This window comes from Saccharospirillaceae bacterium (assembly GCA_022448365.1).
GTDB lineage: Bacteria > Pseudomonadota > Gammaproteobacteria > Pseudomonadales > Oceanobacteraceae > Bacterioplanoides.
The window spans coordinates 646965-668982 of the sequence record JAKVCS010000001.1 but is presented as its reverse complement, the minus strand read 5'-3'; the positions used below and the strand labels follow the sequence as shown (position 1 = coordinate 668982).

The 22018-nt window shown below is 49.2% G+C and carries 24 protein-coding genes and 2 tRNA genes; 20 read left to right on the top strand and 6 right to left on the bottom strand.

Annotated features, from left to right (window positions below):
- Positions 1-39 precede the first annotated feature (39 nt).
- The 9 genes from tolQ (at position 40) to nadA (ending at position 6399) form a co-directional block, all read left to right on the top strand.
- Positions 40-765: a protein TolQ gene (tolQ, locus tag MK185_03085; protein MCH2039602.1), complete on the top strand. Its 726-nt coding sequence runs from the start codon at positions 40-42 to the stop codon at positions 763-765.
- Positions 765-1214, top strand: a complete 450-nt coding sequence (gene tolR / locus MK185_03080) for a protein TolR (GenBank protein MCH2039601.1) — start codon at positions 765-767, stop codon at positions 1212-1214. Before tolQ ends, tolR begins: the two co-directional genes overlap by 1 nt.
- A 16-nt stretch (positions 1215-1230) precedes the next feature.
- On the top strand, positions 1231-2067 hold the full coding sequence (tolA, locus tag MK185_03075; protein MCH2039600.1) for a cell envelope integrity protein TolA: 837 nt from the start codon (positions 1231-1233) through the stop codon (positions 2065-2067).
- Positions 2067-3356, top strand: a complete 1290-nt coding sequence (gene tolB, locus MK185_03070) for a Tol-Pal system beta propeller repeat protein TolB (protein MCH2039599.1) — start codon at positions 2067-2069, stop codon at positions 3354-3356. The genes tolA and tolB overlap by 1 nt, the downstream gene beginning before the upstream one ends.
- Positions 3357-3389: 33 nt before the next feature.
- Positions 3390-3956, top strand: a complete 567-nt coding sequence (pal, locus tag MK185_03065) for a peptidoglycan-associated lipoprotein Pal (GenBank protein ID MCH2039598.1) — start codon at positions 3390-3392, stop codon at positions 3954-3956.
- The gene (gene ybgF / locus MK185_03060; protein MCH2039597.1) at positions 3956-4744 is read left to right on the top strand and encodes a tol-pal system protein YbgF; all 789 of its coding nucleotides are present in this window, start codon (positions 3956-3958) and stop codon (positions 4742-4744) included. The genes pal and ybgF overlap by 1 nt, the downstream gene beginning before the upstream one ends.
- 179 nt (positions 4745-4923) lie before the next feature.
- Positions 4924-4999 (top strand) — tRNA-Lys (locus MK185_03055).
- A gap of 84 nt (positions 5000-5083) precedes the next feature.
- Positions 5084-5159, top strand: a tRNA-Lys gene (locus tag MK185_03050).
- A gap of 211 nt (positions 5160-5370) precedes the next feature.
- Positions 5371-6399: a quinolinate synthase NadA gene (nadA, locus tag MK185_03045; GenBank protein ID MCH2039596.1), complete on the top strand. Its 1029-nt coding sequence runs from the start codon at positions 5371-5373 to the stop codon at positions 6397-6399.
- Positions 6400-6462: 63 nt separating this feature from the next.
- On the opposite strand, the gene MK185_03040 is transcribed toward nadA, so the two are convergent.
- On the bottom strand, positions 6463-7914 hold the full coding sequence (locus tag MK185_03040) for a M48 family metalloprotease (GenBank protein ID MCH2039595.1): 1452 nt from the start codon (positions 7912-7914) through the stop codon (positions 6463-6465).
- Between the two features lie 197 nt (positions 7915-8111).
- Here MK185_03040 and MK185_03035 point away from each other — a divergent pair, with 197 nt between their 5' ends.
- The 7 genes from MK185_03035 to MK185_03005 all read left to right on the top strand — a co-directional run bounded on the left by MK185_03035 (position 8112) and on the right by MK185_03005 (position 13623).
- Positions 8112-8354 (top strand): sulfurtransferase TusA family protein, encoded by a 243-nt coding sequence (locus tag MK185_03035; protein MCH2039594.1) that lies wholly within the window; start codon positions 8112-8114, stop codon positions 8352-8354.
- Between the two features lie 5 nt (positions 8355-8359).
- Complete coding sequence (locus tag MK185_03030; protein MCH2039593.1) at positions 8360-9430, top strand: AI-2E family transporter; 1071 nt, start codon at positions 8360-8362, stop codon at positions 9428-9430.
- A 112-nt stretch (positions 9431-9542) separates the two neighbouring features.
- Positions 9543-10418 (top strand): 4-hydroxy-tetrahydrodipicolinate synthase, encoded by an 876-nt coding sequence (gene dapA / locus MK185_03025; protein ID MCH2039592.1) that lies wholly within the window; start codon positions 9543-9545, stop codon positions 10416-10418.
- The gene (gene bamC, locus MK185_03020; protein MCH2039591.1) at positions 10419-11090 is read left to right on the top strand and encodes an outer membrane protein assembly factor BamC; all 672 of its coding nucleotides are present in this window, start codon (positions 10419-10421) and stop codon (positions 11088-11090) included.
- Positions 11087-11851: an MBL fold metallo-hydrolase gene (locus MK185_03015; GenBank protein MCH2039590.1), complete on the top strand. Its 765-nt coding sequence runs from the start codon at positions 11087-11089 to the stop codon at positions 11849-11851. Before bamC ends, MK185_03015 begins: the two co-directional genes overlap by 4 nt.
- 64 nt (positions 11852-11915) lie before the next feature.
- A complete protein-coding gene (locus tag MK185_03010) occupies positions 11916-12626 on the top strand; it encodes a phosphoribosylaminoimidazolesuccinocarboxamide synthase (protein MCH2039589.1) in 711 nt (236 codons plus the stop codon).
- 244 nt (positions 12627-12870) lie between these two features.
- Positions 12871-13623, top strand: coding sequence for a TIGR04219 family outer membrane beta-barrel protein (locus MK185_03005; GenBank protein MCH2039588.1), 753 nt, complete (start codon positions 12871-12873; stop codon positions 13621-13623).
- A gap of 93 nt (positions 13624-13716) precedes the next feature.
- Here the strand turns inward: MK185_03005 and MK185_03000 are convergent, their stop codons facing one another.
- Both MK185_03000 and MK185_02995 read right to left on the bottom strand, forming a co-directional pair.
- Positions 13717-15306, bottom strand: a complete 1590-nt coding sequence (locus MK185_03000) for a VacB/RNase II family 3'-5' exoribonuclease (protein ID MCH2039587.1) — start codon at positions 15304-15306, stop codon at positions 13717-13719.
- A complete protein-coding gene (locus MK185_02995; protein MCH2039586.1) occupies positions 15279-15641 on the bottom strand; it encodes a hypothetical protein in 363 nt (120 codons plus the stop codon). Before MK185_02995 ends, MK185_03000 begins: the two co-directional genes overlap by 28 nt.
- A gap of 293 nt (positions 15642-15934) precedes the next feature.
- On the opposite strand from MK185_02995, the gene MK185_02990 reads away from it, so the two are divergent.
- Positions 15935-17746: an alkaline phosphatase D family protein gene (locus tag MK185_02990; GenBank protein ID MCH2039585.1), complete on the top strand. Its 1812-nt coding sequence runs from the start codon at positions 15935-15937 to the stop codon at positions 17744-17746.
- A gap of 76 nt (positions 17747-17822) precedes the next feature.
- On the opposite strand, the gene MK185_02985 is transcribed toward MK185_02990, so the two are convergent.
- Positions 17823-18476 (bottom strand): 50S ribosomal protein L11 methyltransferase, encoded by a 654-nt coding sequence (locus MK185_02985; protein MCH2039584.1) that lies wholly within the window; start codon positions 18474-18476, stop codon positions 17823-17825.
- 24 nt (positions 18477-18500) lie between these two features.
- Positions 18501-19238: an MBL fold metallo-hydrolase gene (locus MK185_02980; protein ID MCH2039583.1), complete on the bottom strand. Its 738-nt coding sequence runs from the start codon at positions 19236-19238 to the stop codon at positions 18501-18503.
- Positions 19239-19292: 54 nt separating this feature from the next.
- On the opposite strand from MK185_02980, the gene msrA reads away from it, so the two are divergent.
- Positions 19293-19907, top strand: a complete 615-nt coding sequence (gene msrA, locus MK185_02975; protein ID MCH2039582.1) for a peptide-methionine (S)-S-oxide reductase MsrA — start codon at positions 19293-19295, stop codon at positions 19905-19907.
- A gap of 1 nt (position 19908) precedes the next feature.
- On the opposite strand, the gene MK185_02970 is transcribed toward msrA, so the two are convergent.
- Positions 19909-20289 carry a hypothetical protein gene (locus tag MK185_02970; GenBank protein ID MCH2039581.1) on the bottom strand — a complete coding sequence of 127 codons (381 nt, stop codon included), beginning with the start codon at positions 20287-20289 and terminating at the stop codon, positions 19909-19911.
- Positions 20290-20371: 82 nt separating this feature from the next.
- Between MK185_02970 and MK185_02965 the strand changes: the two genes are divergently transcribed.
- Both MK185_02965 and MK185_02960 read left to right on the top strand, forming a co-directional pair.
- Positions 20372-21193: a TatD family hydrolase gene (locus MK185_02965; GenBank protein ID MCH2039580.1), complete on the top strand. Its 822-nt coding sequence runs from the start codon at positions 20372-20374 to the stop codon at positions 21191-21193.
- 162 nt (positions 21194-21355) lie between these two features.
- Positions 21356-21961: a YIP1 family protein gene (locus MK185_02960; protein ID MCH2039579.1), complete on the top strand. Its 606-nt coding sequence runs from the start codon at positions 21356-21358 to the stop codon at positions 21959-21961.
- Positions 21962-22018 lie beyond the last annotated feature (57 nt).

The window sequence follows — 22018 nt, the reverse complement described above, 5'->3', positions numbered from 1 at the left end:
AGTTAAATTTAACGTTCTTTTTATCAGACGGGAGTCTTTGTGAACGAATCCATGTCCATTATTTCGTTAATTGCCAATGCCAGTATTGTTGTTCAATTGGTTATGTTGATGCTGTTGGCAGCCTCGGTTTTGAGCTGGATTGTGATTGTGCAACGCAGCCGTTTGTTGTCAGCAAGTCGTGACCAGCTGCTCGATTTCGAAGAACGCTTCTGGTCCGGTGTTGATTTAAATGCGCTGTATCGTGAGTGCCAGCAAAGCCCTGCACCCACTGCAGTCGAAAATGTATTTATGTCGGGATTAAAAGAATTCGGCAAGATGCGACAGCAAAATACCAACGATCCGGATGCCGTAATGGCCGGCGTGCAGCGGGCAATGCGTATCAGCATTACCCGCGAGTCGGAAGCCCTGGATACCCACCTACCGTTTCTGGCGACCGTCGGTTCCACCAGTCCGTATATCGGTTTGTTTGGCACTGTCTGGGGAATTATGCACTCTTTCCAGGGGTTAGCAGCGGTTAAACAGGCGACGATTGCTACCGTGGCGCCGGGTATTTCGGAAGCTTTGATCGCCACGGCCATGGGTCTTTTGGCTGCAATTCCAGCTGTTATTTTCTATAACCGCTTTGCTACTCGTGTTGATCAGATGGTCACCGGTATGCATACCTTTGCCGATGAGTTCTCATCATTGTTGTATCGCCAGGCGCACAAAATTCATCAGGCCAGCAGCAGCCAGGGCATTCAAGCCGGTTCTGCGGGGTCTAACTGATGGAGTCAATGGCGCCACCGGCACAAAAACGCCGGCCAATGGCAGAGATCAACGTCGTTCCTTATATCGACGTAATGCTTGTTCTGCTTATTATTTTTATGGTTACGGCTCCGATGCTGGTGCAAAGCGTACCGGTGAATCTGCCAGCAGTTGATGCCACACCAACTGAAATAGAGCCGGACGACAGCACGATTGTTATCTCAGTGGATGCCCGCGGTTTGTATTTTGTTGAGCGTGGTGAAGAACAACCACGCGCTATGGCACTTACGGATGTTCAGAATTACGCCCGTAAAGTCACCGCGCAAGTGCCGTCAACCAAGCTGCTGATCCGCGGCGACGAAGACGTCGCTTACGGTAAAGTTGTGGTGTTGATGGGGAGTCTGCAGTCGATCGGAGTGAACAATATTGGCTTGATTACCGAAGCGCCGGATCCGGAGGCCAAACGCTGATTCAGCGTAATCCGTTATGAGTTGGAAAAACCCCAGCAGCTACGGCTTTGCCACCTTTGTCGCCATTGTGATTCATTTGGCCGTTGCTGGTGTGTTCTTAATAGAATGGCCTGAAAGCAGCCCCCCTGTTGTTGAGCCGCTGCCACAACATGTCATGGCCAATGTGGTGCAGGAAGAAAACAAAGCCGTTAAAGAGCGTAAGCGCAAAGCGGAGCTGGAAAAGAAGCGCCAACAACGAGCCGCGAAAAAGCGCGCGGACAAAGAACGTAAACGGAAATTGGAAGCCCGACGAAAAAAAGAAAAGGCGCGGCAAGACAAACTCAGAAAAGAAAAATTAGCAAAACAAAAAGCGGCGGCAGAGAAAAAACGTCAGGCTGACGCTCAGCGTGCTGCTGAGAAAAAAGCCGCTGATGACAAAGCTGCTGCCGAGCAAGCCGAGCGTTTGCGTCAGGAGCAGCTGCAACAAGAGCAGGATATGCTGGAGCAGATGGCTCAGGAGCAGGCTGAAGCGGAACTGCTGGCTCAGAAAGAAGCCGAAGCCAGAGCTGAGCGCGCAGCGGTGATGACGTCTGAGCACACACTGCAGATTAAAGAACAGATTCAGTCACAATGGCGCTATCCGCCTGCGGTGGATTCCACCATGGAAGTTGAGTTAAGACTGAGTCTGGTCCCAACCGGGGAGGTGGTGCAGGTACAGATTGTAAAAAGTAGTGGTAACCCGGCACTGGATCGTTCTGTGGAGCAGGCGATACGCAAAGCCTCACCGTTACCAGTGCCAAAGGAGATTGCAGTGTTTGAACAGAACTTTCGCAATTTTACGATGAAATTCCGACCGGAGAATGCCTCGTGGTAATTCGTTTTTTAGCCGTTTTTTCTCTGTTTATCAGCCTAACCCTGACCAGCACGATGACCCGTGCTGAGTTAGTGATTGAAGTGACTCAGGGCAAACAAAGTGCCATTCCACTGGCGGTGGTTCCCTTTGCCTGGGCGGGCCAGAATCCGCCTCCCGAGGATGTCAGCAGTATCGTTGCCAATGATCTGGCTGGCAGTGGCTATTTTCGCCTGATTCCGGCCGAAAATATGATCAGCCGACCAACGGAATTATCGCAGGTGAATTACGACGATTGGGCTAAGTTACAACAGGATTTTGTTGTGCTGGGTCGTCTGAGTGTGCTGCCGACCGGTTATGCTGTTGAATTTCATGTTCTGGACGTACACCAGAAAGTTGAGGTGTTTCGTCATCGGGTAAAAGGCAAAGCCAGCCAATTGCGTGATGTGGCGCATTACATCAGTGATTTTATTTTTAAAAAACTGACGGGCATTGACGGTGTATTTTCAACCAATCTGATTTACGTCACCACCAATCGCGAGCGTACCTTGTTTAACCTGATGTACGCTGATGCCGATGGCGCGCGTGAACGTCGTATCTTTAAATCCAGACATCCTATTATTTCACCGGCCTGGTCTCCTGATGGCAAAAAAGTCGCTTACGTGTCGTTTGAAAATGGTAAAAGCGAGATTTTTTTCCAGACATTAGCCACCGGTAAGCGCGAGAAAATTGCAGCTTTTACTGGTTCAAACAGCGCGCCTGCGTTTTCACCGGATGGTACTAAGCTCGCATTTGTGCGCTCTAAGCTCGGTAACCCCGATATCTGGGTAATGGATCTGAATAGCCGCAAGCTCGAGCGCATCACCAAACATTATGCAATTGATACCGAACCGCAATGGACAATCGATGGTCAAAGCCTGATCTTTACTTCGAGCCGCGCCGGAGGTCCACAGATTTACCAGATCAATCTGGCATCCAGGAAGGTTGAGCGACTGACATTCGAGGGGAAATACAATGCACGTGCTCGCCTGACTGCCGACGGACGTAAGATGGTTTATGTGCATCAATCTGGTCAACGTTTTCACATCGCTTCACAGGATATGAAAAGTGGCAGAGTGCACATTCTTACCAGTGAGACCGAATTGGATGAATCACCTAGTGTTGCACCCAATGGAAGTATGGTAATTTATGCGGCAAGTGAGGCTGATCGTAGCATTCTTGCCGCAGTATCGGTTGATGGAGAGGTAAAATTCCGCCTGCCATCGAAGTACGGAGACGTCAGGGAACCGGCTTGGTCACCGATTTTACAATGATTTTCAAATTAACTTTCGGATTGGAAGACTGATATGCAAAAAACTGCACTGTATAAAGCTTTGGGTTTAACTCTGGGCGCTGTTCTGATGTCTGCTTGTTCCAGCACTGGCGAAGTAAACGAAGGTGCAGCTAGCTCTGAGCCTACTGCAATTGAAGAGCAAGTTGCTGAGCAAGGCCAGGAAGCACAAACGCAAGCGGTAGAATCTGGCGCTGTTGTTGCTGATAAACTGGAAGCAGAAGCCAACGCTGCTCAAACTGCTTTGTTGGAAATGACCGTATTCTACTTCGGCTTCGATCAGAGTTCTCTGGCAGAAGACGGTAAAGATGCACTGAAGGCACACGCTGCTTACCTGGCTGCTAACCCGTCTGCTCGCGTTGTACTGGAAGGTCACGCGGACGAGCGTGGTACCGTTGAATACAACCTGGCTCTGGGTGAGCGCCGCGCCATGGCCGTTCGTCGTTTCCTGATGGCTAACAATGCCCAAGCGGGTCAGCTTCAGGTTGTAAGCTTTGGTGAAGAGCGTCCGGCTGTTGTTGGTCAAAACGATGCGTCATGGGCCAAGAATCGTCGCGTTGAAGTGAAATACCAGAGCCGTTAATGAAAAAGTTCATCCTGCCTTTAGCGCTGGTGACGTCCATCGGCGCTGTTGCCGAGGATGAATGGGTTTCAGTAGGTGCCAACACTGCCGTGGCACCTGCTCAAACCGATGTCGTTGTCCCAGCTGAAACAACTCCTGCTAATCCCTCTGCTATTCCTGAATCTGTTAATGATGTTGCCGGTGGCGGTGACCTGATGTCTGAACTTTTAATTCAGATGGAACAGATGCAGCAGGAAATTGCTACTTTGCGTAGCCTGGTTGAAACCCAGGAAAAACAACTCGCGACGCTTGAACAAGAACAGCAAACACGTTACCTCGACCTGGATCGTCGTATCGCCAGTTTAATGACTCAACCTGTAGCTACTCAGCCTGAGCAAACTGCCCCAGAAGGTTCGCCTGCTAAGGCGGTTTCGCCGGCGGATGCCTACAAAGCGGCAATGACGCTGGTGCGCGAGAAGAAGTTCAGCGAAGCCAATCAGGCTTTTTCTGCGTTCACTGCAGACTATCCGCAAGATAAGTTGGTTGCCAATGCGTTTTATTGGAACGGCGAGGTCTATCTGGTACAGAACAAACTGGATGAGGCTAAGGTCGCATTTGAGCAAGTGGTAGCTCAGTTTCCGGATCATTCAAAAACCGCAGATGCCAGTTATAAACTGGGTGTTACGCTGCATAAATTGGGCGATGATGCTTTGGCGCGTGAATGGTTGGAGAAGGTGATCGACCAGTATCCGGGCAAAGCTGACGGCACCGTGCGCCTGGCGCAGGCCTACCTTAAGAAATTGCAGTAGTCTGCAGGCAAATCGAAAATCTGGCGGTTTGGCCAATAAAGCCCGTGATTATTGCGATCATGGGCTTTTTTTGTTGCCATTGGGTGCTCTGAAAAATGGCTAAGTTGCTGAAATCGAAACTTTTTTTAAAAAAGTACTTGCTACCTCAGAATATCTCTGTAATATACGCCGCACTTCCGGGGTCGTTAGCTCAGTTGGTAGAGCAGTTGGCTTTTAACCAATTGGTCGCTGGTTCGAATCCAGCACGACCCACCATCATTCAACGGAAGTTAAGTCGCTGAAATTGTTACTGAATTTATGATTCAGGTAAAAGCAAGATTCATCTGCACAGCACTTATCGGGTCGTTAGCTCAGTTGGTAGAGCAGTTGGCTTTTAACCAATTGGTCGCTGGTTCGAATCCAGCACGACCCACCATTTATTCCTGAAAGGGGAGAAAGCCAGCCGGTTTTCTCCCCTTTTTTATTTCCTGTCAGAAAATCACATAGTCCGTGTACGGATAATCAAGGCAGAGAAATAGTGTTTTAGCAAACAGCAGAATGCCGACGCGGCGACAGGCAGCCGCTGTGGTAGTATGTCTGCGCCACTGCAGTAATCGGTGGCGGTCAAATTGAGTGATGAGAGAGCTATGTCTGACGCGCTACAAACGCCGCAACAAGTAATTCGCGACTACTGGAACAAAGAAGACACTGCGACATCGGCTGAAAAAGAGGCCCTGAAGCAGGATATTCGTGAACTTTTAGTGCAGGAAGATGCTGTACTGGTGGCGCATTACTATTGCGATCCGGAAATTCAGGCACTGGCTGAAGAAACCGGTGGTACTGTCGCTGACTCGCTTGAGATGGCAAGGTTTGGTCGCGATCACAAGGCCAGTACCTTGCTGGTTGCGGGTGTTCGTTTTATGGGTGAGACGGCGAAGATTCTCAGTCCGGAAAAACGCATTCTGATGCCAACTCTGGAAGCCACCTGTTCCCTGGATATTGGTTGTCCGGTGGAAGATTTCTCTCAATTCTGTGACCAGTATCCCGATCGCACCGTCGTGGTGTATGCCAATACTTCTGCTGCCGTTAAGGCACGGGCGGATTGGGTGGTCACCTCCAGCATCGCACTGGAGGTTGTGACTCATCTGAAAGACCAGGGAGAGAAGCTGATCTGGGCGCCGGATAAACACCTGGGGACCTACATCGAGAAGCAGACCGGTGCTGATATGATCCTGTGGGACAGTGCCTGTATTGTGCATGATGAGTTTAAAGCCAAAGGCGTTGAAGACCTGAAGAAAGTTCACCCCGATGCTGCAGTGCTTGTTCACCCGGAATCACCGGATGCGGTTGTGCAGCTGGCGGATGTTGCGGGTTCAACCAGTCAGTTAATTGCTGCAGCAAAATCGTTGCCGAACGACACCTTAATCGTTGCTACTGATAAAGCCATTTTCTATAAAATGCAGCAGGAAGCACCCGATAAGTTGCTGATTGAAGCACCTACTGCTGGTAATGGTGCAACCTGTCGCAGTTGTGCTCATTGCCCGTGGATGGGAATGAATGAGCTGCAGAATATGCGCGATGTGGTAAAGCATGGCAGCCAGGAAATTCTGATTGAAGAGGGCTTGCGCCAGCGCGCGGTGATCAGCCTGGATCGTATGCTGAGCTTTAACAAATAAGCTTTCGCGCATAAAAAAACGCCGCCTGAAATTTACTCACGCGGCGTTTTTTACTTGTCAGCGTTAGTTACCGAAAGACGTTGGGCTATTGGCCATCATCCGCACCCGACGACTAATGGCTGATTCTTGCTGAAAATCTTTATGTTTTTTTGCCAATTTCAGTGCCAGTTCCATTTGTCTCAGTGCTTTAGCCTGAAAACCGGTAGCAAACAGATATTCACCGTTGGCTCTGTGAGATAACAGAATATGATCTGCTTTGCCGGCAGCTTCTGCGAGTTTACGCCATACCTGAGGGTTGTTTGGACGTTGCTCAGATAGTGACTTTAATGCTTCAGTCGCCAGCTCAAATTGTTGTGCGGCCATCAGCACGCGGGCTTTGGTGCTCTGTAACTGGAAGTCCTGGGGCTGATAAATCAGTCCATTGTTGAGGATATCAAGGGCTTTGCTGAACTGTTTTAGTTGTGACAGCAATTCCGCTTTCAGTGTGATGAAAGCGACATGCTCGTTATACGGTGCGGCGACCTCAGACAGCAATTTAAGGCCTTTTTCTGCTTCACTGTTTTCAGCGGCGACCAACGCAAGTGCAATCTGATTGGCGGCATAACGCTGACTGTTTTTATCCTCCAACGTCAGCTGATGGCTGAAGTAAGCGGCTTGCTCGGCGGCATTCAGTTGGTAACGCATCATGGCGATATTACGCAGAATATCGAACTCGAAACTGACCAATCGTGGTTTGCGCGGGAAGCTTTCAGCCCGGCCTGCCGCATCGGCCACCCGTGTTTCGGTCACCGGGTGAGTTAAAAGAAATTCTGGCGGACGTTTGTTAAAGCGATTTGCTTGCAGCATTGCCTGAAACATCGATGGCATAGCATTGGGATCAAGGCCTGCGCCAACCAATGCTTTCATGCCAATACGATCTGCTTCTCGCTCCCAATCGCGGCTGTAAGCCAGCTGACTTTGTACAGAAGCCGCCTGACTGGTAACCAGGCCGGCAAAACCGGCATCTGCATTATTCGTGGCAATTAACAGAATGCTGGCAAGCAAGGCAGCAATCGCGACCGGTTGTTGTTTTTCTGCGTTTTCAATCTGACGGGCAAAATGACGTTGACTAAGGTGGGCCAGCTCGTGTGCAAGTACGGCGGATAACTCATCTTCATCCCGGGCGTACAGCATGATGCCAAAGTTAATGCCGATGATGCCGCCTGGAACGGCAAATGCGTTCAGTTCCGGGCGATCGATAATGACAAACTCAAAGTCGGATAGTTTGACTTCGCTGTAGGGAATCAGGCGGAAAATGAGATTTTCGAGAAACTGATTCGCTAATGGTAATTCAATAGTGGAGGTTTGACTGCGCAATTGCCGCAGCCACAGGCGACCGAGTTGATGCTCTTGTTGTAATGATACATAGCTCGACGCACTGTCACCCAGATCGGGCAGTTCGGTATTGGCCAGGGTTGTGTTGATAGGGCTGCTCAGGGCAGCAAGGCAGCACAATGTGGCGAGCTGATGTTTCACTATTAGAGTATCCTGATCTGATTCCATTGATCTGATTATCACCTTAAGCCACGGTTTAGAGCAGTCAAGACGGTGAAAAGTTCTGCAAAGACCTCTAAAGCATAGTGGGCATTTGTCAGTTGAAGAGGGTTTTCGCTGTTAGCCCTTGTGGTATCCACCCTATAATGCCAAGTTCTGTTTGGCAAAAGGCGTTTTTCGTGTCTGATTCAACAACTTATCAACAACATCTCGATGTAACCGGACTGGAATGTCCAATGCCTTTGTTAAAAACAAAGCTGGCTCTGAAGCAACTTGCCGTTGGCCAGTTATTATGGGTGACAGCAACGGATGCCGGCTCATGGCGTGACATCCGTAAGTTTACGGAACTGACCACTCACGAGCTGATTGACTCTCAGAATAATGATGGCGTCTATCAGTACTGGATTAAAAAGGGAGCCTGATTGGCATGTTAAATGTCGTAAGACGCTGGATAGATCGCTACTTTTCTGACGAAGAAGCGTTATTGTTGTTGCTGTTGATTGCTGCAGTGCTGGTTATTATTGTCATGCTGGGTCAGGTCCTGGCCCCTTTTCTGACAGCGGTTGTACTGGCGTATCTGCTCCAGGGCGGTATGAATTACTGCAAGAGCCGTGGGCTTGGCCATCTGGGTGCAACTGTTACTGTATTCCTGCTGTTTGTCAGTTTATTTCTGGCTTTGTTGTTTATCATCATGCCAGCCATCTGGCAGCAAACGACTCAGTTTTTCTATGAATTACCGCGCATGGCAACGAAAGGGCAGGCGCTGTTGATGCTGCTGCCGGAAAAGTACCCCGAACTGGTATCGATTGATCAGGTGCATGAGTGGACGCACCAGATAGGCGAGGAGCTGGCGAAAGTCGGTCAGCTGGCACTGAGTTTTTCTATATCCGGTATCACCGGCGTCATGGCGGTACTGATCTATTGTGTACTGGTGCCGATTCTGGTGTTTTTTCTGCTTAAAGATTCGGGACAGATTGTGAAGTGGGGCACGTCATTCTTACCGCAGCGGCGCAATATGCTGAACAAAGTCTGGGCTGAAATGGACGAGCAGTTTGCCAATTATATTCGCGGCAAAGTGGTGGAGATTGGCATTGTGGGCGGTGTTACTTACATTGCATTTGTCATCCTTGGGGTTAACTACGCCGCGTTATTAGCGATTGGTGTGGGGTTATCGGTATTGATTCCCTATATCGGAGCAGCAGTGATAACGGTGCCAGTGGCAATGGTTGGCTATGTTCAGTGGGGCTGGAGTAACGATTTTATTTACCTGATGGTGGTGTACGGCATCATTCAGGCGCTTGATGGTAACGTGTTGGTCCCTTTGTTGTTTTCAGAGGTTGTCAGTTTGCATCCGGTTGCCATCATTGTGGCAGTCTTGGTGTTTGGAGGGCTCTGGGGCTTCTGGGGGGTATTTTTTGCTATTCCACTGGCGACACTGTTCAAAGCTGTGTTACAAGCCTGGCCCAATCAGCAGGCAATTGACGATCCGCCAGCTTGAGTTTCATGCTGGCTAAATTAATCGTCGAATTGCCGCTCTCTCTTGTTTCTGAGGCCTTGCATCAGTAGTATTGCGCCTTCGTTTTTACGCTCAGATTTTGGAGTATCGCTCAATGATTACCGGCAGTATTGTTGCTTTGGTAACCCCTATGCATGACGATGGTCAGGTAGATTGGGAAGCCCTCGACCGCCTGGTTGAATTCCACATCAAACAGGGTACTGATGCCATCGTTGCCGTGGGAACTACCGGTGAGTCTGCCACGCTGGATACTAAAGAGCATTGCGCTGTGATTGACCGGGTGGTGAAAGTGGCTGCGGGTCGCCGTCCAATTATTGCCGGCACGGGAGCTAACTCCACCTCAGAAGCCATTGAACTCACCCAAGAAGCAAAAGTCCTGGGTGCTGATGCCGCTTTGCTGGTAACGCCTTATTACAACAAACCGCCGCAGCGTGGTTTGATTGCTCACCATGAAGCGATAGCCGCTGCTGTCGATATTCCACAGATTCTTTATAACGTACCTGGGCGAACTGCCTGCGATATGCTGCCGGAAACCATCGCAGCACTGGCTGATGTTGAGCAGATTGTTGCCGTCAAAGAAGCGACTGGCGACCTTCAACGTGCACGCCAGGTGATCGATCTTGTCGGCGATCGTATGGCGGTTTATTCCGGCGATGATGAAACGGCTTATGAGCTTATTCTGCTTGGTGGTAAAGGCAATATCTCGGTTACCGCCAATGTTGCGCCTGCCATGATGCACGATCTGTGTATGCTGGCTTTGGATGGCAAAGCAGACGAAGCGAAAGCACTGAACGATAAACTGATGCCGGTGCATCAGGCGATGTTTTCTGAAGCGAATCCGATTCCGGTGAAGTGGGCAATGCATAAGATGGGTCATATGGGCAAAGGGATTCGTTTACCGCTGGTGGAACTGGAAAACCGCTACCGTGCGAAGCTTGAAATGGCGTTGTCTGGTCTGGATCTGATTTAAATGATGAAATTTGCATTTCTGAAACTGACTGCGATTGTAATGACTGTGTTTGTGGCCAGTGGTTGCAGCTTGTTCGGTGATACCTTTAATGATCGTGCCGAAAACTACCTGACTTCCGGCGAGCTACCGGTTATTAAACTCGCTGATGATTCACCGGAGCTGACGTTCAGAGATGCCAATGTTATTCCTGAGCTGCCAGTCGAACCGAAACAGCCTGATAGTTTTGAGACACCAAGACCGCTGGTATTTATCGCCGAGACGAACGATGAGGCGGTGGTGACCAGTTTGGCTCAGTATCGCTCCGAAGCATTGAACCCGCGCCTCGACAGAGACGGTGCAGGTACTGAGATTTTACGTCTGGATCTGGGTTTTGCCGCTTCCTGGGCGGCGGTTACTGAAGCGATCGCGGCTTCTGATCTGAAATTAACCGACCTAAACCGCAGTACCGGAACGTATTATCTTGAGCTGAGTAAAACGAAAGTGGTCGATGAACGCAGCTGGTGGGATAAGTTGTGGGGTGAAGAATTGGTTACCACGGCGACGTATCTGCTGAAGATGAATCGCTCGCGTCAGGGGGTTTATTTATCGCTGCTGACCGATGCGGATAATCTGGCAGAAGCCGAACAAACATCTCGTGTGTTGGCCGAGATTGAGACTCAGCTGACCCGGTGAGATACGCATCTTTAGGCAGTGGTAGTCGTGGCAACGCCACTGTAATTGAGCATCAGGGCGAATGCCTGCTGATCGATTGTGGTTTCAGCCGAAAAAGTACTCTGCAAAGAATGGCTCAGCTGGAACTTGAGCCAGCACAGCTGAGGGCCGTGCTGGTTACACATGAGCACAGTGACCACGCAAAAGGTGTACAGACACTGTGCGATAGTCTGAACATCCCTTTTTATGCCTCTTTCGGTACGGCAAGAAAGATGGACTGGTTGCAGCATGGTCTGTGGCGCTGCATACGCTCAGAGCAGCCACTGGAACTGATCGGTCTTGAAGTTACACCAGTGTGTGTGCCGCATGATGCACAGGAACCGCTGCAATATGTGATGAACAGTCCGCAAGGTATGAAGCTGGGAATTTTGTCAGACCTGGGTTCGCTTACCCCGCACATCGTTGAGCATTATTCCGGTTGCCATGCATTGCAAATTGAAGCGAACCATGACCCTCATTTGTTGCAGGTCGGACCGTATCCTCCAAGTCTGCGGGTGCGGGTTGCTGGTAATTACGGTCATCTGAGTAATCAGCAATGCGCTGAATTGGTAGCACGGGTTCAGTGGAGTGGTCTGAAACGCGTTAGTGCAGGGCACATCAGTGAGAAAAATAACGACCGTAATCTGGTTCGTGAGCTACTGGCTCCGCTGCTGAATTGTCACCCTGCGGATGTCGATTTGCTGGAGCAGGATGTGGTGTCAGACTGGTATCAGTTGGTATAGCAATTTTAAACGCACCGGCATTTCCGGTGCGAAAATCTTTAAACTATTTTCCGGAGAAACTCCTATGGAAAAACGTGAACTGCTTTATTCCGGTAAAGCTAAATCCGTTTATACCACAGACGACAATGATCTGATGGTGCTTGAATTCCGTAATGATACCTCGGCCTTTGATGGTAAAAAAATGGAGCAGCTGGATCGTAAAGGTCTGGTGAACAACAAGTTCAATGCTCATGTTATGACCAAGTTAGCGGAAGCCGGTATTCCGACTCACTTCGATAAGCTGCTGTCCGACACCGATTCTCTGGTTAAGCGTCTGGACATGATTCCATTGGAGTGTGTGGTTCGTAACGTTGCTGCTGGCAGTCTGGTTCGCCGTTTGGGCGTTGAAGAAGGCATTGACCTGGTGCCACCAACGTTCGAATTGTTCCTGAAAAATGATGAGTTAGGTGATCCGATGGTGAACGAATACCACGCACGGTCATTTGGTTGGGCACAGGAAGAACACATCGCCAAAATGAAGGAACTGACGTTTAAAGTTAACGATGTATTGAAACAGTTGTTCGCTGACGGTGGTATGTTATTAGTCGACTACAAACTGGAATTCGGTTTGTTTAATGGTGAAGTGGTTCTTGGCGATGAATTCTCTCCTGACGGTTGCCGTTTATGGGATGCAGAAACCCGCGAGAAACTCGACAAAGATCGTTTCCGTCAGGGATTGGGTAACGTTGTTGAATCTTACGAAGAAGTTGGTCGCCGAATTGGTGTCGAGTTCTGATTAAACTGCTGTTCATAATATGAACCTGATAAAACCCGTCTGAAGAATTTCAGGCGGGTTTTTTTATCTTTTCCCGCTGCCACTTTAATAATGTGATCCGCTCGTGCTTTACGGCCAAATTATTTGCAATCTGGGATTTTGCAGGCAAACTAACGGAACAATGAGTTACAGATTTGCTGACAGTATCATACGCTGCGGCACACCTATCCGGTCGATTGGACTTAAAAAAATACAGGAATACATCATGAAGAAGACTGCGATTGCGGCAATTCTGGCGGCAATGACTCCAATGGCAGCACAAGCCGACTTACTTTTTACTGTTGGTGCGAAAGCCAGTATCTGGAACGCTGAGCCTACGGGTCAGCTGGATAAAGGTGTATCGGTTGAAGAAGATGGCCTGAACCTGGATTCAGAAAACGGTCAGCAACTGGCGGTTTATTTTGAACATCCGCTGCCATTTATTCCAAATATCCGCCTGAAACAAACCAACCTGGATATTTCCGGTGACGGTAATCTTAACGTTAACTTCCTTGATCAGGACTTTAATGAGAAGGCGAAAAGCACACTGGATTTGAGTCATAAAGATTTAACCCTTGTGTGGGGTTTACCTCTGCCGCTGCCATTCATCGACATCAATTTTGGTTTGACGGCACGTCAGTTCGACGGTTCTGCAGAAGTTCGTGGTGAGGAAACCGGTTTACGTGAAGGTGTAGATTTAGATTTTGTAATGCCACTGCTGTACGGTGAAGTACAAATCGGCACGCCTTTCGGTATTTATGGCCATGCGGATGTGAATTACATTGGTTACGGCGACAACAAGCTTCAGGACATGTCTGCGGGTATTGGTTACGACCTGCCGATTCCGATTGTTGATCTGGGCTTAGAGGCGGGTTACCGTTCTATCACACTGGAAACCGATGAAGACCTGGCTGATATCGATACCGACGTGGAAATTAAAGGTGCGTATTTCGGTGCTAACTTCTCTGTAGGTTTCTGATTGATCGGAAACAGTATAATGACAAAAAAGGCTGCCTTCTCTCGAAGGCAGCCTTTTTTTAATGCTAATTTGCAGGCAGAGCCCCAGGCGTTATCAAACCAGCGTAAACCGAACCGTACGGCTAGCCGTTTTAATGTCTGCAACGCTGACGCATACCCTCTGATTCAGAATAAAACGTTCGTCACCTTTATAGTGACTGAGTGTTTTGGTATCGAATGTCCAGTCTTTGGCTTTGCGACGATCAATCGTGCCCTCAATGCCATTGTCCTCAAGACGAACAGTAAAATTCTGAGAATTCATATGCACGATGCTGGCATCGTATTGGGCGTCTTTTCCCTGTTGTGCCAACCAGTTCAATTTCAACCAGCTTTCAGTTTGCCAGGCGGCGCTGCGGCTGGTGGCTTGGCGTTGCTGGATGTCTGCTAACTGTTCTTCAGTCGGCAACTGCGCAGCTTCACCATTCAGTAGCTCTTTGATCAGCCGATGCAGCAGCAGATCGTTGTATTTGCGTAGAGGAGAACTGAACGTTGTGTAATGTTCAAAACCCAGACCGAAATGCGCACCGGCTTCAAGACTCAGATTGCTGCGTTCCAGTTGGCGACTGATGATGGTTCTCAGCGGGAATGGGGAGTCGGTTTGCTCTGCCTTCTGTACCCATTCAACAAATTCAGTCAGGGTTTGGATTTTGGGCTTGCGTTCCAGGTCCAGCTGTTCACGAATCAGCGCAACCACTTCGCCGATACGCTCGGTACGGACACCATTGTGGTTGATAAAAAAACCGCTTTCTTTTTCTGCCAGCCAGTTGGCTATAGACCGGTTACAGGCCAGCATGCATTCTTCAACCAAACGATGGGCCTGATTGCGCTCCAGCTTCACAATTTCTTTGGCCTTGCCCTGCTCGTCGGTAATGATTTTAAAATCCGGACGTTCTTCCATGATCAGGCAGTTTTGCTCACGGAAAGATGACAGCGCCTGTGAGCAATTGTGGAGATGAATAATGTGGCCGTTTAATTCCGCGGGAATCTCGTTATCTTCCCCATTGATCAGCTGCGCAACCTGAATGTAACTCAGTTTGGCCTGGCTGCGGATTTTAGCGTTATGAATGCTAGTGCTTTCGATGGTGCCGTCTTCCGCGACTTTTAATTCAACCACCATGGCCAGGCGTAATTCGTTTTCCTGTAGCGAACAAAGTTGTTCGGAGAGCTCCGCCGGTAGCATTGGCAAAACACGGTCAGGGAAGTACGACGAAGTGGCGCTTAATGAAGCGGTTTTATCCAATGGGCTGCCAGCGGTAATCAGTGCTGCCGGGTCGGCAATGGCAATCCATAACGACCAGCCTTGGCTGTGAGCTTCAGCGTATAAAGCGTCATCGATATCCCGGGTACCGGCTGAATCGATGGTTACAAACGGTAAGTGCGTCAGATCGGTACGGCCGGCGAGTTCGCCATCCAGGCCTTGCTCAACCAGGCTGGCGACTTGTTGGTTCACTTCTTCAGAAAAGCCGGATTGGATAGCATACTTGGACAGAATAAAGTCATGTTCAATATGCGCTTCTTCTGGCTTGCCGATGATTTCATCAACGTGCGCTTGTGCACGACCATTCGGGTAGGGATGCTGGCTGATGTGGGCGCGTACCAGGTCACCTTCCTGAGCGTTCATACGTTTGGCGGGCGGTACAAAAATCCAGCGATTGAGCAGGTCGTCGTCGGGTTCGATAAAGTGGCCTTGCCGCGAATCACATACGTACCAAAGAATTCTTTAACATCACTGCTTACTACTTTTTCAACGATTGCCTGTTGTTTACCTTCGCCTGCAGACTCAACCCGAAAAGCAACATTATCGCCCGGAAGTATTTTTTCCATCTCATCCGGTGACAGAAAGAACTGCTGTTTGTCTTCCGTATTAACGAAACCAAAACGACCGGCCGTTGCCCGCACCCGACCTTCGTGTCGGGGAGTGCTGTCGTGTATCTCTTTTTTCAGGCTTTTAAGCTGGGTAAGGGCGTTTTTATCGAGCATCCGCAGGGCAACCAAATTGAAATTTGAAAAGGCCGCCAGTTTACGGAAAAAGGCTGATTGAGGCCAGCGGATAACCACGAACAGTGAATAGCTGCACTGGAATACTTGGCGAGATATGACTGAATTTTAGATTTTAACAAAAAGTTACAAGAAATGTTGTTGTCTGTAATGCAAATGTCTGAAAAAGTTACTTTCATAGCTAGGCTTTTATACCTAGTTCTCGGCGCAGTTTGCGCTGAACAATGCTCGATAGAAAATCAATAATTACAAAATAAATCCTAAAGGTTTCTTTAATGACCACAAAAAATCAAATGAGTCGCCGCAGCTTTGTGAAGTCGGTGGCAGCAGGCGCGGGTGCAGCATCTGTTCCAGCAGCGTTAACCGGCTGCATTAGTGATGATGATAAAGACAACAAAGACAATACCCTGTCTCAAGTTGTATTCAGCTTTGGTCACGGTGTTGCATCTGGCGATCCCCTTGCTGATCGCGTAATTATCTGGTCGCGTATTACGCCAGATGTTTCAGTCGGATCATCCACTGTGCCGGTGAAATGGGTCGTTGCTACAGATGCAGGCATGCAAAATGTTGTATCTCAAGGTTCATACAACACCAGCCGTGCAAAAGACCTGACGATTAAGGTTGATGTAACCGGCTTAAATGATAATACAGCGTACTATTACCAGTTCACGGGGCCAAACGGCGTAACTTCGCCAGTTGGCCAAACCAAAACACTCCCTGTTGGTGATGTCTCTAAAGTAAGTATGGCGGTTTGTTCTTGCGCTAATTTTCCTTACGGAACATTCAACGTATACAAAGAAATTGCTAACTCCGATGCTCAGGTTGTACTGCACCTCGGTGATTATATTTATGAGTACGAGTCTGGTGTTTACCCAGAAACCCCGGCAGAAAACCGTCAGTTAGACCCCGCTCAGGAAATTGTGACACTGGATCAGTACCGTGCTCGCTATAACCAGTATCGCCGTGATTCCGACTTGCAGACAGTTCATGCAGCCAAACCGTTTATCTGTGTTTGGGATGACCATGAGTTAGCCAACGATGCTTATAAGGATGGCGCGGAAAATCACAACGAAGGTGAAGGTGATTTCGCAGCACGTCGCGAAGCGGCATTACAGGCGTATCACGAATGGCTACCCATTCGCACGGGTGACGATCGTGGCAAAATTTACCGCAGCTTTGACTTTGGTGATCTGTTAAGCCTGCATATGATGGATACCCGTATCATTGCTCGTGATAAGCCGTTGGATTATAGCGACTACCTAACTCAGACTGGCATCGATGCTGCTGCTTTCCAAGCGGCTTTGGCTGATCAGAACCGCACTTTGCTGGGTGCTGAGCAGCAACAATCGGTGGTTGCGGCCATATTTAATTCGACAGCAAAATGGCAGGTTCTGGGACAGCAGGTTCTGATGGGACGTATTTTTGTTCCTCAGGAACTGTTGTTGAATCTGGCAACGATTCAACAAACGATTGGTGCAGGGGGGGATGCCAGTAGCGCACAAGCTGCTACCGCAGCCATGCTAACCGAACTGGCTACCATTAAAGGCCGTATTCTGGCAGGTGACCCAACGGTTACTGCTGAAGAAAGAGGCCGTGTTGAAGCCACAGCACCCTATAACCTGGATGCCTGGGATGGGTATTTCCCAGCACGTGAAGAAATTCTGCGTCGTGCCCGACTGTTCAATAAGAAACTGGTCGTGTTGGCTGGTGATACACACAATGCCTGGGCGAGTGAGCTGTATGAAGCTGACGACAACGCTAATGTCTTACGTGAAAATGGCCCGGTCGGTGTTGAGTTTGCCACCTCATCTGTAACGTCTCCGGGCTTTGAAACCTATGTGGGTTTTGGCGAGAACACGGCCTTACAAGCTGGGTTTGAACAAGCAGTAACGACGCTGGTTGACGATTTGAAATATCTCAATGCCGCTAACCGCGGTTATATGATGGTCGAAATTACTCCGGAAAAAGCCAGCAGCGAGTGGCGTTATGTTGACTCAGTGAGTTCAACAACTTACACCGCATCGGTGGGTAAGAAAATGGAAGCGTCTCATTCAGATCTGACACTGAACAATGTCCCTCTGGTGTAAGTAACCGACGTTACTCAGCCAATAAAAAACCCGCGCTAGCGGGTTTTTTATTGGCTCTTTAATGGTCAGATGTATCTCAGGCTTTATACAAATTCACCCAACGAAATTCATCCAGCTCATCCAGATCCGGAACGGTAAAAGACTCTTCGCGCCCGATTTTCTGATACGGAGGAAAGTCAAAGTTCTTTACCCGTGAGTCGGCCACCAACACTCCATCGGCTTTCTGGCGGAAGATGTCAAGCAATGGCAGATTCGCTTTATCGTATAAAACGTCGGCCGCAATTAATAAATCCAGCGGCTCATCAAATGCAAATAAATCGCCGTGCAGACGATATTCCGTATTGTTGAGTTTGCCGTTGGCCTGGCAGGATAATAATGCATCCGGATCAATGTCGCAGGCTATCACTTCCTTCGCGCCAGCCATTACGCAGGCGATGGCAACCACGCCGGAACCAGCGCCAAAGTCCATCACCTTTTTACCTTTTACCCAATGAGGATTCGCCAGAATTTCCCGTGCCAATATCTGGCCGCTGGCCCAGCAAAATGCCCAATAAGCCGGATAATTCTGAATCGATAATATTTCATCTTGAGAAAAAGGTCGGCGCATGGTTTCAGGTTCAACCAGCCAAAGTTTTATTTGCGGACATTGAGGTAATACCTGAACACTGACGCTGGCATCGGTCAGCATCTTTTGAATCTGGATATTCAGCGAATCTTGTGAAGATGTCATAGGATTATCATTGTCAGGCATGCGTTACAACAAAACCGCGCAATCGGGTTCAGCGACTTCATAGCCCGATGCCTTCAACGCTTCGGCCGCGGTTTGATCGGCGTAGTGATACAGCACCAGCCGTTGGCGAATTTCGGGCTGATATTCTGTGAGATCGGCCAAGCCAGTGTGAGAGGGGTTAGGTTCGACGCCGCAATCATGAAAAATTCGCTCCTGCCCGCTGATTTTATGGTGAAGAATTTCCGGAACCGGCCGGGTATCGCCACTGTAAAAAAAGCGTCCGGGCAGGTGCAACGCAAAGCTGGAGTTCGGTGCATGATGTCGTGTTGGGTATAAACGAAAATGACAGTCACGCCAGTAAAACTCGTCGGTTACAGGAATCAGCTGAAACGATTGCCAGAAATTGTGCTGTCCTTCAGCCATACTGCCCAATTCCGGATACGTGGCTAATCGCTGATGCAATGTGCCGATAATGCTCAGTGGTACAAACAGTTTAATGGGCTGAGTCTGGCTCAGCTTCGCCCGAACCGTTAATATTTCCAAATCAGCGATATGATCGAGATGACAATGGCTGATAAAGATGGCGTCGGGCAACTGCTGATAGCGTTGCTGAAAACTGTGCAGTGTGCCCGGGCCACAGTCGATTAATAACTGCGGCTGGCCATTAAGTTCCAGCGTTGCCGCGGAGCTACCGACGGCCAACTGGCCACCGCTACCACAACCATGAAAATTCAGCGAATATTGAGCCGTTTTTGCGGTCATATACAACAGTTTCCGATATTCAGAGAGGTCTGCATTATGTGGCGTCCGAAATTAATGTCCATCCCTTCCGCGGCAGAAGCGCTGCCGGGGCGGCCAGAACCGCTGGAAGTTGATCCCGTTCATTTTGTAAATGGTGAGCATTTTGTTGGCGATTGCCCCGACAATCTTCGGGAGTTAATCGTTGGTATGGGGTGTTTCTGGGGAGCAGAACGTCGCTTCTGGCAAGCGGATGGTGTTGTTGTCACCTCCGTTGGCTACGGTGCAGGGCACACACCGAATCCCACTTATCAGGAAGTCTGTAGCGGTGATACGGGTCACAATGAATTGGTGCGAATCTGGTACGATCCACAGCGCACCAGTCTGGAAGTGCTGTTGAAAATATTTTGGGAAAGCCACGACCCAACACAGGGAATGCGCCAGGGTAATGACGTTGGCACACAATATCGTTCGGGAATTTATTTGCAGTATGATGGCGACATTGAGTTAGCCCGACGTTCGTTGCTGCATTATCAGCAACAGTTGATAGCGGCAGGTAAAACGGATCAAATCACCACCGAGGTCCTGCAAGATATTCCGTACTTCCTGGCGGAAACTTACCATCAGCAGTATTTAGCCAAAAATCCTAATGGTTACTGTGGTCTGGGTGGTTGTAATATCAGCTACGACTAGCTCAGCTGGTGGTGCTACCCGCATGACTGTGCTGTTTTACCTGTGGAAAAGCGAGGTGAATGGCCCAGGCGATAGCACAGGCATAAGCCAGGTTGGTGGTCAGTTCGATGTGCGGGTTATTAAGAAACTCGCGCTGTGAAGCCAGACCACGGATGCGGCTGGCTAAATCAGGATCAAACGCAAGGTACTTATTCCAGACTTTCTGGTGGAGTGCGGCGTCGATCTGGAAGATGCCGTAACTTTTTTCCTGGTGACTAACGCTTTGTTGGCCGATTTGTGCCAATGCCAGCAAGATATTCTCTGTAGCATCTGAATCTTTGCCCAGATATTTTAGGGTTGGACGAATCACCGTTTCCCGCAGTTCTTTTGCATCCAGTTCCATGGCAAGCTTGTTCCTGAAAAATACACAACTTTTAACCAATTAGCAGACTACCTTTGGTTCGCCAGTATGCCGAGTGAAATTTATGCCAGATTCAGCTGAAGGAATGGAGAAAACTTCAATATCCTGGTTTGACAGTCATTGCCATTTCGATTTCCGACAGTTTGACGAAGAACGCATCGAGCTGTGGCAGCGCGCGCAACAAGCGGGGGTGCTGGGTATGTTAATTCCGGGAATCACGCTGGCTCAAAGTAAAAGGTTGGCGGGCTTCTGTCGCTCCGGTTGGTATTTTGCTCAGGGGATTCATCCGTATTTTATCGGTCAGGCAGACAGTCGTGACCTGAATGGTCTGGAGTCTGAATTGCGACAATCCAATGCAGTGGCAGTGGGTGAAATTGGTATAGATAAACGACTGCAACAGCAATGTGAAGATCCGGAAGCAGAACGTAAATCCCAGTGGCGATTCTTTGCAGATCAGGTTGCCATTGCCAAGGCTTTAGAATTACCCATTATTCTCCATGTTCGCGGCGCGCATGATGAAGTATCTGGTTATCTGAGGCAGCAAGGCTTCAGCCATGGGGGGGTTGTGCATGCTTTTTCCGGCAGTGTACAACAAGGTAAACGTTGGCTCGATGCGGGTTTTAAATTGGGGATTGGTGGTGCGATGACCTTTCCAAGGGCCAGAAAGCTGCGCAGAACATTACAGCAACTGCCGTCTTCAGCCTGGCTGCTTGAAACCGATGCGCCGGATATGTCACCGGCATTTCTGGCTGGAAAAACCAATACACCGGAAATGATTCCGCTTTATGGCTACCTTCTGGCGGCATTACGTCAGGAATCAACGGAGGCACTGTCTCAGCAACTCAGACGTAATCTTAACGCTGCGTTACCTGCTATTAAGTTTTAAGAACATTTAACGCTTAAAACCGTCGCTTAGAAAAAGTTCCCGTTATTTTTATAGAATTAAGAGCTGAAGCGGTGGTTTTTTAGATCAGGTTTTTTCACATACTTGTACAAAGGCAGGCGACTGTATAGCTTTAAGTTGAAGCCACTGCAGAGGTTACCTGCCATGTTTGCCCACCATATGTTCGGACTGCTCTATCATCCAAGGGAAGAGTGGGACGCGATCCGCAAGGAAGGCGCACCCAGTCTTGTTCAGGTTTTTGCTCGTTATGCCCTGGTGTTGGCATTAATACCTCCGGTGTCGCTGTTTATCGGTACGACGCAGATGGGCTGGAGTATCGCCGGTGGAGATGTGGTCAAACTCAGTGTCGAAAGTGCGATACCGATTGCGGTCGGCTTTTACTTTGCCTTGTTGTTTGGTCTGGCCTTTGTGTCCTACTGTATGTTCTGGATGGAGCGGACATTCGGTGTCACCGCCAGTTTCGAGCGCTGCCTGATTTTTACCGTGTATACCTCGATTCCACTGTTTTTATCCGGCTTTATCGGTCTGGTTCCTATTCTGTGGCTGGATGTATTTGTGGTACTCGGTGCGGTCAGTTACACCGTTTATCTGCTGTACAGCGGTATTCCAATTTTTATGGATATTCCGGAAGAGCGTGGCTTTATTTTTGCCAGCGCTATGTTGACCGTCGGATTGTGCGCACTGGTCGGCTGTATGGCGATCACGGTTGTGATGTGGGGGATGGGATTAGGACCGCAATTCGTCGGGTGACTCGCTCAATATTGCCAAGCCCAAGATAAGAAAGCCCGGCTAGCAACCGGGCTTTTT